Source organism: Chitinophaga barathri (assembly GCF_003807585.1).
In the GTDB taxonomy this organism is placed as follows: Bacteria; Bacteroidota; Bacteroidia; order Chitinophagales; family Chitinophagaceae; genus Chitinophaga; species Chitinophaga barathri.
Genome location: NZ_RMBX01000001.1, coordinates 716,077 through 728,744, shown reverse-complemented (window position 1 = coordinate 728,744; position 12,668 = coordinate 716,077). Strand labels below are relative to the sequence as shown.

9 protein-coding genes are annotated in these 12,668 nt (G+C 54.2%); 8 read left to right on the top strand and 1 reads right to left on the bottom strand.

What is annotated here, in order from left to right; genetic code table 11:
- The first annotated feature begins 28 nt into the window (after positions 1-28).
- The 8 genes from nuoH (at position 29) to EG028_RS02610 (ending at position 10,760) form a co-directional block, all read left to right on the top strand.
- A complete protein-coding gene (gene nuoH / locus EG028_RS02645) occupies positions 29-1,054 on the top strand; it encodes an NADH-quinone oxidoreductase subunit NuoH (protein ID WP_317127215.1) in 1,026 nt (341 codons plus the stop codon).
- A 5-nt stretch (positions 1,055-1,059) separates the two neighbouring features.
- Positions 1,060-1,575, top strand: a complete 516-nt coding sequence (gene nuoI, locus EG028_RS02640) for an NADH-quinone oxidoreductase subunit NuoI (RefSeq protein ID WP_120514489.1) — start codon at positions 1,060-1,062, stop codon at positions 1,573-1,575.
- A gap of 12 nt (positions 1,576-1,587) precedes the next feature.
- Positions 1,588-2,118, top strand: a complete 531-nt coding sequence (nuoJ, locus tag EG028_RS02635) for an NADH-quinone oxidoreductase subunit J (RefSeq protein ID WP_120514488.1) — start codon at positions 1,588-1,590, stop codon at positions 2,116-2,118.
- Positions 2,115-2,417, top strand: coding sequence for an NADH-quinone oxidoreductase subunit NuoK (gene nuoK / locus EG028_RS02630; protein ID WP_206614337.1), 303 nt, complete (start codon positions 2,115-2,117; stop codon positions 2,415-2,417). The genes nuoJ and nuoK overlap by 4 nt, the downstream gene beginning before the upstream one ends.
- Positions 2,418-2,435: 18 nt before the next feature.
- Entirely contained in the window at positions 2,436-4,325 is a 1,890-nt protein-coding gene (nuoL, locus tag EG028_RS02625) for an NADH-quinone oxidoreductase subunit L (protein WP_120514487.1), read from the top strand.
- 19 nt (positions 4,326-4,344) lie between these two features.
- Positions 4,345-5,823: an NADH-quinone oxidoreductase subunit M gene (gene nuoM, locus EG028_RS02620; RefSeq protein WP_120514486.1), complete on the top strand. Its 1,479-nt coding sequence runs from the start codon at positions 4,345-4,347 to the stop codon at positions 5,821-5,823.
- 10 nt (positions 5,824-5,833) lie between these two features.
- On the top strand, positions 5,834-7,264 hold the full coding sequence (locus EG028_RS02615; protein ID WP_120514485.1) for an NADH-quinone oxidoreductase subunit N: 1,431 nt from the start codon (positions 5,834-5,836) through the stop codon (positions 7,262-7,264).
- 241 nt (positions 7,265-7,505) lie between these two features.
- On the top strand, positions 7,506-10,760 hold the full coding sequence (locus EG028_RS02610; RefSeq protein ID WP_120514483.1) for a S41 family peptidase: 3,255 nt from the start codon (positions 7,506-7,508) through the stop codon (positions 10,758-10,760).
- 136 nt (positions 10,761-10,896) lie between these two features.
- Here EG028_RS02610 and EG028_RS02605 read toward each other — a convergent pair whose 3' ends face one another.
- Positions 10,897-12,657 (bottom strand): RagB/SusD family nutrient uptake outer membrane protein, encoded by a 1,761-nt coding sequence (locus EG028_RS02605; protein ID WP_120514482.1) that lies wholly within the window; start codon positions 12,655-12,657, stop codon positions 10,897-10,899.
- Positions 12,658-12,668 lie beyond the last annotated feature (11 nt).

The window sequence follows — 12,668 nt, the reverse complement described above, 5'->3', positions numbered from 1 at the left end:
ATGCGGAAAAAGCTGAACAAGCGGGTGGATCAGGAAGCGGAGAAATAACAGATTACGGTATTGCTGCCCGGCAGCATTAAATATACTGATTATGGAAGCACATTTCTGGTGGGTGATAGGCGGTGTACTCTTTGTACTGCTAAACACGGCGGCTGGCCTTATATGGCTGGAACGCCGGATGCTGGCGCTCTGGCAGGACCGTTACGGCCCGAACCGCGCAGGGCCGCTGGGTTTGTTTATCGTGCTGGCGGATACGATCAAGCTCTTTTTTAAAGAAGACTGGATACCACCTTTCTCCGATAAGGTCGTGTTTGTATTTGCACCCGCGGTGGTAGTGGCTTCCGTGCTCATGAGTTTTGCTGTGATCCCTTTCGGGCCGAATATACTGGTGGCGGATTGGAACATTGGGTTGTTGTTTTTCCTGGCCATGTCTTCTCTCGGTGTATACAGCATTGTACTGGGAGGATGGGCGTCCAACAACAAATACGCGCTGCTGGGCGCCATGCGCGGCGCTTCGCAGATGATCAGCTACGAGGTGTTTATGGGGCTTGCATTGATGGGCGTGGTGCTACTGAGCGGCTCGTTTAACCTGCGTGAGATCGTGGAAGCACAGCGGGGAATGTGGTATATCATTCCGCAGTTCCTCGGTTTTGTCATCTTTCTCATTGCGGGTGTTGCGGAAACGCACAGGCTGCCGTTCGATATCCCTGAAGCGGAAAGTGAACTGGTAGCGGGTTTTCACGCGGAATATTCCGGGATGAAGTTCGGTATGTTTTTTATCGGCGAATACCTGGGCGTAACGCTGGTATCGTCCATGATCGTGACGCTGTACTTCGGCGGCTGGCTGGGGCCTGCTTTCCTGCCGGGAGTGATCTGGTTTGTGATCAAAACATTTGTTTTTATATCGCTGTTCATCCTGCTGCGGGCTTCCATGCCCCGGCCACGGTATGACCAGCTGATGGAATATGGCTGGAAAGTATTGTTCCCGCTCTCTTTGCTGAATCTTTTGGTAACAGCGGCGGTGAAATTAATCCTGACTGACAATTTGAAATAACGCTTATGTTCAGTTTACTCAGAAGTATGTGGCTCGTGTTCCTGCATATGTTCCACAAGCGGGAAACCTACCAGTACCCGGAAGAAAAAGCCCCGCTGCCCGCACGCTGGCGCGGCCGCATTGCCCTCACCCGTGACCCCGACGGCGGGGAGCGTTGCGTGGGCTGTTATCTCTGCGCGGCGGCCTGCCCGGTGGACTGCATCAGCCTGCAGGCTACGGAAGCTCCCGACGGGCGGCGGTATCCCAGCTTTTTCCGTATCAACTTTTCCCGCTGCATCTTCTGCGGGTTCTGCGAAGAAGCTTGTCCTACCTACGCCATCCAGCTGCTGCCTGATTTTGAAATAGCGGAGTACGACCGGCAGAACCTGGTGTATGAAAAGGAAGACCTGCTCATCAACAGCCAGGGGAAATATCCCGGGTACAATTATTACCGCGTGGCCGGTATGGCGATCGGAGGCAAAGACAAAGGCGATGCCGCCAAAGAAGAGCCGCCGGTGGACGTAAAAAGCCTGTTACCTTAAAACATTCACCACATGGGACCTGCATTTTATATAGCCGGGGCGGTAGCCATTTTATCCACGCTGATGGTGATCACCCGATTCAACATCATGCATGCGCTGCTGTATTTTATTGTTTCGCTGCTGAGCATCGCCGTGATCTTTTACCTGTATGGCGCGCCGTTTATGGCCGCCCTGGAAGTGATCGTATATGCGGGCGCCATCATGGTGCTGATCATATTTTTTGTAATGATGTTGAACCTGGGGCCGCAGACGGCCGGGGACGAGGCCAGATGGCTCACGCCCCGCATCTGGATCGGCCCTTCCATCCTTTGTCTTGTTTTACTCGCGGAACTGGTATACCTCATCCTGCAACCCGCCGGCACGGCCGGGGATGTAATAACGGTGGACCCGAAAGCGGTAGGCATGAGCTTATTCGGTCCTTACATCCTGGCGGTGGAGCTTGCGGGCATGTTGCTGATGGCCGGGATTGTAGGGGCCTATCACCTGGGCAGGCAGAAGAAAAAAATAGTACACCGATTTCTTGAAAGAACATCTGACGTATGAATACAACCATGGAAGGCCTGGTGCTGGCCGGCATTTTATTCACGCTGGGCCTGATCAGTATGCTGATCAGGCGGAACATCATTTTTATGCTGGTGAGCGTGGAGATCATGCTGAACGCGGCGGGCCTTGCTTTTATCGTAGCGGCCGCCCGCTGGGGACAGCCGGAGGGACAGGTGATGTTTATGTTCATCCTGGCCATGGCGGCGGCTGAAGTGTCTGTAGGGCTTGCGCTCATTTTGCAGATCTATCACCAGCTCAAAACGCTGGACAGCGATGAAGCCAGTAAAATGAGAGGATAAAATTAAAATCATTCAGCTATGCAGTGGATTTACCTGATACCGGCTTTGCCCTTCCTGGGCGCACTGCTCCTGGTCCTTACCTCGCGGCGGATCAGCAAGAGGGGCGTGGCCCTCATCGGCTGCGGCAGCGTGGGGCTGGCCGCACTGGTGACCATCATCGCCGGCCTGCAATTTATGCAGGAGGGAAGCACCGGGTATACGCAGCATCTCTGGGACTGGGTAAGCATCGGCACATTCCGTATCGGCATGGACCTGCGGCTGGATGCGCTTTCGCTCGCGTTTACTTTTGTCATTACATTTGTCGGGTTTCTCATCCATGTATACTCCACCGGTTATATGACGGACGATCCGGACTTCGCCCGGTTCTTTGCCTGTATGAACCTCTTTGTGGGCGCCATGCTGTTGCTGGTGCTCGGCGATAATCTCCTGTTGTTGTATTTCGGCTGGGAAGGGGTGGGTCTTTGCAGTTACCTGCTGATCGGGTTCTGGTACAAAGACCCCGCCAATGGCGCCGCGGCGCGGAAAGCTTTTATCGTTACCCGCGTGGGGGATACCGCCATGGCCATTGCATTGTTCCTGCTGGTACAGCATACCGGCAGCCTGCAACTGAGTACCATTCTTGCAAGGGCGCAGGAATTATGGTCCGTTGGCGATCCCACCGTGGTGCTGATCGCTTTCCTGTTATTAGGCGGAGCGGTAGGCAAAAGCGCCCAGCTGCCCCTGCAGACCTGGCTTCCTGACGCTATGGCCGGCCCTACACCGGTGAGCGCGCTCATTCATGCCGCCACGATGGTGACGGCGGGCGTCTACCTGATCGCGCGCACCAATGTGCTGTTTATAATTTCTCCTTCCGCGCAGGCGGCGGTAGCCATTATCGGCGCCATTACCTTATTGCTGGCGGGCTGCAGCGCATTTGTACAAACGGATATCAAAAGAGTGCTGGCATACTCCACTATCAGCCAGATCGGTTATATGTTCCTCGCACTGGGCGTGGGAGCCTGGAGCGCGGCGATCTTCCATTTTATCACCCATGCCTTTTTCAAAGCATTGTTATTCCTCGGCGCGGGGGCTGTGATCGTGGCGCTACATCATGAGCAGGATATGTTTAAGATGGGCGGCCTGCGAAAATCGTTGCCGGGCGTGTTCATCATATTCCTGGTGGGCTCCGCTTCGCTGGCGGCACTGCCATTTGTGACGTCTGGTTTTTACAGTAAGGACCAGATCGTGTGGCTGGCCGGCGCGGCCGTGGGAGGCAGCGCATTTTATTCACTGGCTGCTATTCTCGGGGCTTTTATCACCGCGGCGTATACGGCGCGGATGGTGTTCCTGGTCTTCTTCGGGCATGAAAAAACGTATGTACATCACCCTCCCGGGCCGGTGATGATGGTGCCGTTGTATATACTCGCTGTATTGTCCACGTTGGCGGGCTTTGTGGAGCTGCCGCATACGCTGGGGCATCTTACCCTGCTCAGCGATTTTTTATCGCCGGTATTGCCCGCCGTGGTCACAGATCATGGGAGCGTGGCGCTGGAATGGGGCATGCAGGGGCTCACCGTGGCCTTGTGCGCCTTTGCCATCTGGCTGGCCTGGCGGCTGCTGGCCGCGCCTTTCCCGGCGGGGCTGAAGGAGGTCCTGAAAAACGGATGGGGTTTTGACGATGCGTATAATGTATTGTTCGTGCGGCCTTTTGTACAACTTGCGAAGATCAACAGGAAAGATATTGTGGACAAACTGTATACAGGGCTGGCGATGATCACACAACGGTTCCATCGCATGATGTCCGCCACGCAAAGCGGTATCCTCCGCTGGTACGTGATGGGGATCGTGATGGGTGCCGTTATCATCCTGTCTGTGATCATCTGGCGGCAATATGCGGGCCATGTGGATATTAAAATGATTCAACGCTGAACTTTAAACAATAAAAGACATGATCCTTCTCGCCTTCATACTTTTACCCATACTGGGCGCATTTGTGGCCTGGCTTTCCTCTGCCGTGCACAGATCGGCGCCGCGATGGGTGGCCCTGCTGGTGATGCTGGCCGGGCTGGTGCTCTCCGCCGGGCTCTGGTGGCAGGTGCAGGATGATGTTTATTTTGTCGGCGATCACTGGTTGCGCACTTTCGAACTGCCATGGATGCCGCGTTTTGGCATTAGCTTCTCGCTGGCGCTGGACGGGCTCAGCCTGCTGATGGTGGTGCTTACTTTTTTTCTCGGTGCATTGTCCGTGATGGTGTCGTGGAACGAGATCAAAGAGCGCGTGGGATTTTTTCATTTTAATATCCTTTTTGTGCTCGGCGGTATCGTAGGCGTATTTCTCACCATGGACCTTTTCCTGTTCTATTTTTTCTGGGAAGTAATGCTGATCCCGATGTATTTCCTGATCGGCATTTGGGGGCATGCGAACAGGACCTATGCCGCGTTTAAATTTTTCCTCTTCACTCAGGCGGGCGGATTGTTGATGCTGCTGTCCATACTGGGGTTATATTTTATTCATCACTCCCTCACCGGCACGTTTACATTTTCTTATTTCGAACTGCTGCATACACAGATGCCGCTGGAGGCCAACCGCTGGCTGATGCTGGGTTTCCTGATAGCTTTTATTGTAAAACTGCCCGCATTCCCATTCCATACCTGGCTGCCCGATGCGCATACGGAGGCGCCCACAGCGGGTTCTGTGATACTTGCCGGGCTGCTGCTGAAGACAGGGGCTTACGGCATCCTGCGTTTTGTGATCCCGCTTTTCCCTGAAGCATCGCATTATTTTGCCCCGGCCATCATGCTGCTGGGCGCCATCGGCATACTGTACGGCGGCAAGCTGGCGTACGCGCAAACAGATTTTAAACGGCTGGTGGCCTACACCAGCGTGAGCCATATGGGTTTTGTACTGGTTGGGGCCTTTGCGTTCAACGCGCTGGCTTACCAGGGCGTGGTGATGCAGATGATCACCCACGGCATCAGTACCGGCGCGCTGTTCATGATCGCCGGTTCCTTGTACGAAAGGCTGCACACACGCGAGCTGGACAGGATGGGCGGGCTCTGGCCCGCTTTGCCGAAGATGGGCGTGGTGACTATGATATTTGTAATGGCATCGCTGGGACTGCCCGGGCTGGGGAACTTCATCGCGGAGTTCCTGATACTGGCCGGCAGCTGGCAGGCCGCACCATGGATCACCGTGGCGGCAACCATCGGGTTGGTAGTAGCTACCATCTATAGCCTGCGCATTATGCAGAAAGTATTTTTCGGCTCGTCACAGCGCGAATACACGCTGCCGGACCTGAGCCTGCGGGAAATGCTGATGATGGTACCGCTGATCATCGCCATTATCTGGCTGGGCGTATATCCCCAGCCGGTGATCAATGTAGCCAGCAGGGCAATGCCATCCGTAGCGATTCATTCATCTAAATAAACCAAAGGGTATGTCCGCATCAGACCTTCTCAGTTTACTCCCTTTGCTGATCATCAGCGGATCCGCGGTGATCGCGATATTGCTGGTTGCCATCCGGCGCAATCACCGGGTGATGCATGCTTTTACAGTGTTTGCATTTATATGCGCACTGGTGGCATTGTATTTCCAGCCGTACGCGGTACCGTATGTGATAGCCCCGCTGTTCGTGGTGGATGCGTTCGCGCTTTTTAATACCGGTCTTATCCTGCTGGCGGGTCTCAGCGTATTGTTCCTTTCCTATAGTTATTTTGAGCAGCGGGAGGAACGCAAGGAAGAATATTACATCCTGCTGCTGCTGGCCACGGTAGGGGGGATGGTGCTGGTGATCAGCCAGCACTTTATATCGCTGTTCCTGGGGCTGGAAACGATGAGCATCAGCCTGTACGGCCTGATCGCCTACCTGCGGGCAAGAGAGCGGTCGGACGAGGCGGGGATCAAATACCTGCTGCTGGCGGCGCTTTCCTCTGCTTTCCTGTTGTTCGGTATGGCGCTGGTGTATGCGGAATCCGGGAGGATGGACTTTACCGGCATCGGCATTTACCTGAAAACCTTACATGCCGCCCCGGTGGCGGTAGTGGCTGGTTTCGGGCTGATGGTGATAGGCGTGGGCTTTAAGCTGGGCATTGTGCCTTTTCATATGTGGGCGCCGGATATTTACGAAGGGGCGCCGCTGCCTGTGGCCGCCTATATCGCAACGGTATCCAAAGGCAGTATGCTGGTATTGCTCATGCGTTTTTACCGGGATATTAACGGCTATGAATACACGATCCTTTGGTGGGTGTTCGCCATCATCGCCATGGCCAGTATGTTCGCGGGCAACTGGCTGGCGCTTCTGCAGCAGAACGTGAAGCGGCTGCTGGCATATTCCTCCATCGCGCACATGGGGTATATCCTGATCGCATTCCTGGCGGGCCAGGAAGCGGGGCAGGAGGCCGTAATCTTTTATCTCGTGGCTTATGTGATCACGAGCATCGGCGCATTTGGGGTGCTGGCGCTGATGTCCGACGAAAAAAATGATGCGGAGAACCTGGAGGACTTCAGCGGCCTGTTCTGGCGGCAGCCCTGGCTGGCGGCCATTTTTACGGGGATGCTTTTGTCGCTGGCGGGTATTCCGCTCACGGCGGGGTTTATAGGAAAATTTTATGTGGTGGCGGCTGGTGTGGACGCGGAGCTGTGGCTGCTGCTGGTATTGCTGGTGATCAACAGCGTGATAGGTTTGTTTTATTATATCCGGCTGGTGGCTATTATGTTCCAGCCGCTGCCCGGGCCGGCTGTGCGCAGGCGGATGCCCTTTTTCGGCATCTTCGCCCTGTCCGCGCTGATGATCTTATTGCTTTGGCTGGGCGTTTACCCTTCGGCATTGATCACCGTCATCAGGGATATGATGCTTACCATGGGCTGATAATTGGTCACTCATCATACACCGCGCGCCTGTCCGTTCCGGATGGGCGTGTTTGTAAAAGGCATTTTCCGCCCTGTTTTTCCATTCCCTGTCCGCTTCCGGACATCCTGACCTCCCGGCGCCCTTCGTCCCGCTTTTCCGGCCATTTGTCCCAAATACAGCTGGTCGCCTGCCCTTTCATACGGCTTTTTCCATTATTTTGCACCATTGCCAATTTGATCTAAATCACCCAAGAACGCTTATGATGCATAAACTATTAAAGCTATCCGGCTGGGCACTACTTACCGTTGGTGCTTTGTCCGCACAGGCACAGACAGAAACCAAACTCCTGAGAAATCCCGCCGTCAGCGAAAAGAACATCGCCTTTATGTACGCCGGGGATATCTGGATTGCCAACCGCAACGGCTCATCGCCCGTACGTCTCACCGTAAACCCTGCATTTGAGCAGGACCCGTATTTTTCCCCCGATGGAAAATGGATCGCCTTTACCGGTAACTACGACGGTAACTACGATGTGTACGTGATCCCCGTTGAAGGAGGGGAGCCGCGCCGTGTAACTTACCATCCCGCGCGCGACCTCGTACGCGGCTGGATCGGGAATGACCGCATCCTCTTCGCATCCGGCGCCACTTCGCCCACGATGAGGACCACGCAGCTGTTCTCCGTGAGTGTAAAAGGCGGCCTGCCGCAGGTACACGCAAGAATACCGGAAGCCACACAGGGCGCGGTATCGCCTGACGGTAAATTCACCGCTTACATCAAAAATCCCGATCCCACCGAAGGCAGCGTAACCAGCTGGCGCCCGTTTAAGCGTTACCGCGGCGGTTATATGCCGAAGATCTGGGTGTTCAACAACACTACTGCGCAGATCGAAGAGATCCCCGCTGCCAATTCCAATAACGTCCGCCCGGTATGGGTAGGCAAAAGCGTATACTTCCTCAGCGACCGCAATCATACCATGAACATCTTCAGGTATGATACGGACAGCAAACAAGTGACGCAGGTTACCAAATTCAACACGGATGTAAAGACCCTCACTACCGATGGTAAAACGCTGGCTTTCGAACAGGACGCTACCATTCACCTGCTGAACCCGGGCAATAACGATGTTACGGACGTGCCCGTGCTGATCCGCGCGGATATCCCGTACAAACGCCCGCGTTACGAAAGGATATCCTCCTTTGAAAGGATCAATATTTCCCCCACCGGCCAGCGCCTGCTGGTACAGGGCCGTGGTGAGATATTTTCCGTTCCGAAGGAAAAAGGCGATGTGCGCAACATCTCCAATTCTCCCGGCTCTCACGAGCGTGAGCCAGCCTGGTCACCGGATGGCAAGTGGATCTCTTACCTGTCTGACAAGGACGGTAATTACAAGCTGATCCTCCGCGATCAGAAAGCCGAGAAAGCGCCGGTAGAGATCACACTGGGCAGCACTGTATATTATTTCGGCCCTACCTGGAGCCCTGACAGTAAAAAGATCGTATTCAGCGACGCCCACTTCAACCTGTATTACCTGGACGTGGCTTCCAAAAAAGTAACAAAAGTGGATACCTACTCAAACGGTTCCATTCCTTCCGGCAGCTCAAACGTATTCGGACCCAGCTGGAGCCCCGATTCCAAATACCTTGCTTATACGAACGCATTGCCCAATGGCTTTGACGGCATATATCTCTATAACCTTGAAACAGGCAAATCCGTGGAAGTAACGGATGGCATGAGCGATGCCGGCAATCCTTCCTTTAGCGCGGACGGGAAATACCTCTTTTTCCCCGCCAGCACAAACAGTGGCATGGCCATCAGCGGGCTTCATATGCAGACTTACGAAAGAAGGGTTATGAGCAACATTTACGCTGTACTGCTCTCTAAATCCACGCCCACCATTTTCACACCGGAAAGTGATGAGGAAGCGGTAAAAGAAGCCGATAAGGAAAAAGAAAAAGACACGAAAAAAGATACCACCAAAACCGCTAAGCCCAAAGATGCGGATGTGGACTTTGACGGCATACAGGACCGTATCATCGCCCTGCCGCTGCCGGCAGGCAGCTACCGCTCACTGAGCGGGCAGGTGAAAGACAAGCTGTTCTTTATTGCGGATGATGAAATCCGTTATTACGACCTGAAAGAACGCAAGGCGGAAACATTTACCAAAGGTTTTGGTTATGCCATCAGTGCTGACGGTAAAAAGATGCTGCTGGCCGCAGGCGGCGGTTACCAGATCGTGGACGCCACGCGCAAGCCCGCTCCGAACGAAGCCAAAGTAGAGCTTTCCGGCGTCAGCCTGTATGTGGACCCGGTTGCCGAATGGAAACAGATATTTGAAGAAGTATACAAGATCGAAAAAGACTTCTTCTATGTGAAAAACATGCATGGCGTGGACTGGGATGCCAACAAAAAGAAGTACGCCGCCCTGCTGCCTTACGTGAGCAACCGCGCGGACCTCAGCTACCTGGTGAATGAAATGATGAGCGAAATGGTGGTAGGCCACAACTACGTGAGCGGCGGCGACATCCCGCCCAGCCCGAATGTAAGCACCGGCCTGCTCGGCGCGGATTATGAGATCAGCAACGGCAAGTACCGCATCAAAAAAATATACACCACCGAACGCTGGTACCCCGGCAATAAAGCACCGCTCGGCGTGGCCGGCCTGAATGTGAAAGAAGGCGATTACATCCTCGCGGTGAACGGCAGGGATCTGACGGAAGACATGAGCATCGACCAATTGCTGGAAGGCCAGGTAGGTAAACAGGTACAGCTGAAAATAAACGGTCAGCCGAATGAAACAGGCGCGCGAGAGATCACTGTGGAGCCCATTAGCCTGAGCAATGAAATGGATCTTCGTCATTCCGGCTGGGTGGAAGACAACCGCCGCAAGGTGGACCAGCTCAGCAACGGTAAGATCGCTTATGTGTATATGCTGAACACCGGCCAGCAGGGATATACCTCCTTCAACAGGATGTTCTTTGCACAGACGGACAAAAAAGCGTTGCTGCTGGACGAACGTTTCAACGGTGGCGGTTCCGTGGCGGATTATATCATCGACGTGCTGAACCGCGAGGTGCTTAGCTATTGGGGTGTACGTGACGGCCGCAGCTTTACCACGCCCGGTAATTCCATCTACGGCCCCAAAGCCATGCTGATCAACGAATACGCAGGCTCCGGCGGCGATATGATGCCCTGGATGTTCTCCCAGAAAAAGCTTGGTAAGCTGATCGGGAAACGTACGATGGGCATTCTGGTAGGCATCAGCGGTTATCCCACCCTGATCGATGGCGGCAGCGTTACATCGCCCAGCTTCGGCATCTACGACACCAAAGGCAACTGGATCATCGAGAACCACGGTACCCCCGCGGACATCGATGTGGAACAGACGCCCGCGGACGTGATCGCCGGCCGCGACCCGCAGCTGGAAAGAGGCGTGCAGGTATTGCTGGAAGAACTGAAAACAAAATCATACGAACCGGTGCCGAAACCGGCAGACCCGGTGAGGGTGAAATAATACTTTCAATCAGTATAACAAAAAAGCCGCTCCATGGAGGACGCGGCTTTTTTGTTGGACGTGGATCTTGTAAGAAAGGGCTGCACCTGCGAACAGGGCAGCCCTTTGTATTATAGTTGTTATGGATCGGGACTGATTACAGGCCGTCTACCCAGTTAGGATTCTGAGACAGGTTGGAGTTCAGCTGTCTTTCCTGGATGGGAATAGGCTGAAGATAATCCCTGTTTTCCTGGAAGGTCTTGGCGGTGCTGCGGTTGATGATCACGTTGCCGCCTGTGGCGCCGTTTGTCAGGTCTATTTCAGTGCCCAGTTTGAAGTACTGAACGCCTGCTACAGCCGGAGGTTTGGTGCCTTCGTAGATATGCACGTCTGTTTTGCCGTTGCGGTCCAGGTCATACTGGCCAACACCGGGGAAGTACATGCCTTTGAACTGGCGTACCAGGCTCTGGCCTGATTTCCAGCGCATGAGGTCGTTCCAGCGGTAAGTTTCCATTACCAGTTCGATCCTTCTTTCGCGGCGGATCTCGAGGATCACGCCTTTGTTCCCGCCGATAACCGAAGGGTATTGTGCTTCCATGTAAGGGTCTACGTTTGCATTAGCGGCTGCCACATCGAGATTGGGCATTGCCACGCGGTCGCGCAGGAGTTTGATGGATTTGTCGATGTCCGCCTGGGTAAGCGTGCCCAGTTCCGCTTTGCACTCAGCGTAGTTGAGGAGTACTTCAGCGTAGCGGAAAATCGGCATGGAGTTGATGGAGCGGTTGAATGAATCGAAGGACATGTCGGTCACGAACTTGATCAGCTGGTAACCGGTCACGCTTGCGCCAAAGTCAGGCACCAGCGGGTTGGTAGTACCGATGCGCGCGTAACCGGGAGTGCGGATGGTCTGGGAAAGACGCGGGTCGCGGTTCTGGGTTTCGGCGTAAAAAGTGATGGTGTCGTAACGGTTGATGTCCGTAAAACGGGTTCCGTCCGCCATCAGGTAACTGTTCACGAGTTCTTTGTCCAGGCCGGGTTTGCCGTAGGAAGAAGTGATCGTGTAGTAGTTCACGTTGTGCCATACGGAAAGCTCGTTGCTGAAGTTCCTGGCGAAGATGATCTCTTCCTGGATAGGCTTGATGGATGCAAAAAGCTCCAGGTACGCCTTATTGGGAGTGGATTTATAGATCTTGTATTTCGCGGTGTTCATCAGTTGTTCGGCTGCGGCAGCTCCTTTGGTGAGCAGGGCTTCCCAACCGGTTTCGCCACGGTACTTTTTCCAGGTGCCTTCGTACAGGCAAACGCGGCTGAGCAGCGCCATAGCGGTGAACCTGTTCACTACTTCGGTAGGAGTGGTACCGGCCGGAGCCGCGGCATCATCGATGTTGGCGATAGCATAGTCCAGGTCTGCAATGATGGAATCCACCACCAGTTTGCGGGGATCTCTTGCTTTGGTCAGCATAACCTTGTCATTCTGCAATACGACGTGGGAATACCAGGGCACATCGCCGAAACGCTGTACTTTATCGAAGTAGAAGTAGGCGCGGAAAAATTTGGCTACGCCTGCATACCGCGCGGCCTGGCTTTCAGGCATCACGCGGTTGTAGTTGTCCAGGAAGAAATTGATCTTACGCAGTTCTCCCCATGTCCAGTTGCCTCCGGTAAGGGGCACTGTACGGCGGCCGGTGATGTTGTCGCCGAGGGATTGTTTTACGATGTTATCGATGTCTTCGTTATATACGCCTTCCGCGTTGGGGAAGATGCTGTAAAGGGAGTTCAGGTAGAACTTCGCCTCGTTGTCGTTATTAAAATACTGGTCCGGCGCGATCTGGGATAGCGGCTGACGGTCCATGAATTTGCTGCAGCTGGAGAAAAGACCGGCTGCGGCGATGGCAAGTATGGATATTTGCTTTTTCATTTCGATGCTCT

Coding starts and splice junctions, on each gene's coding strand:
- nuoM (WP_120514486.1), top strand. CDS start 4,345: ATGATCCTTCTCGCCTTCATACTTTTACCCATACTGGGCGCATTTGTG.
- EG028_RS02615 (WP_120514485.1), top strand. CDS start 5,834: ATGTCCGCATCAGACCTTCTCAGTTTACTCCCTTTGCTGATCATCAGC.
- EG028_RS02605 (WP_120514482.1), bottom strand. CDS start 12,657: ATGAAAAAGCAAATATCCATACTTGCCATCGCCGCAGCCGGTCTTTTC.
- nuoK (WP_206614337.1), top strand. CDS start 2,115: ATGAATACAACCATGGAAGGCCTGGTGCTGGCCGGCATTTTATTCACG.
- EG028_RS02610 (WP_120514483.1), top strand. CDS start 7,506: ATGATGCATAAACTATTAAAGCTATCCGGCTGGGCACTACTTACCGTT.
- nuoL (WP_120514487.1), top strand. CDS start 2,436: ATGCAGTGGATTTACCTGATACCGGCTTTGCCCTTCCTGGGCGCACTG.
- nuoJ (WP_120514488.1), top strand. CDS start 1,588: ATGGGACCTGCATTTTATATAGCCGGGGCGGTAGCCATTTTATCCACG.
- nuoI (WP_120514489.1), top strand. CDS start 1,060: ATGTTCAGTTTACTCAGAAGTATGTGGCTCGTGTTCCTGCATATGTTC.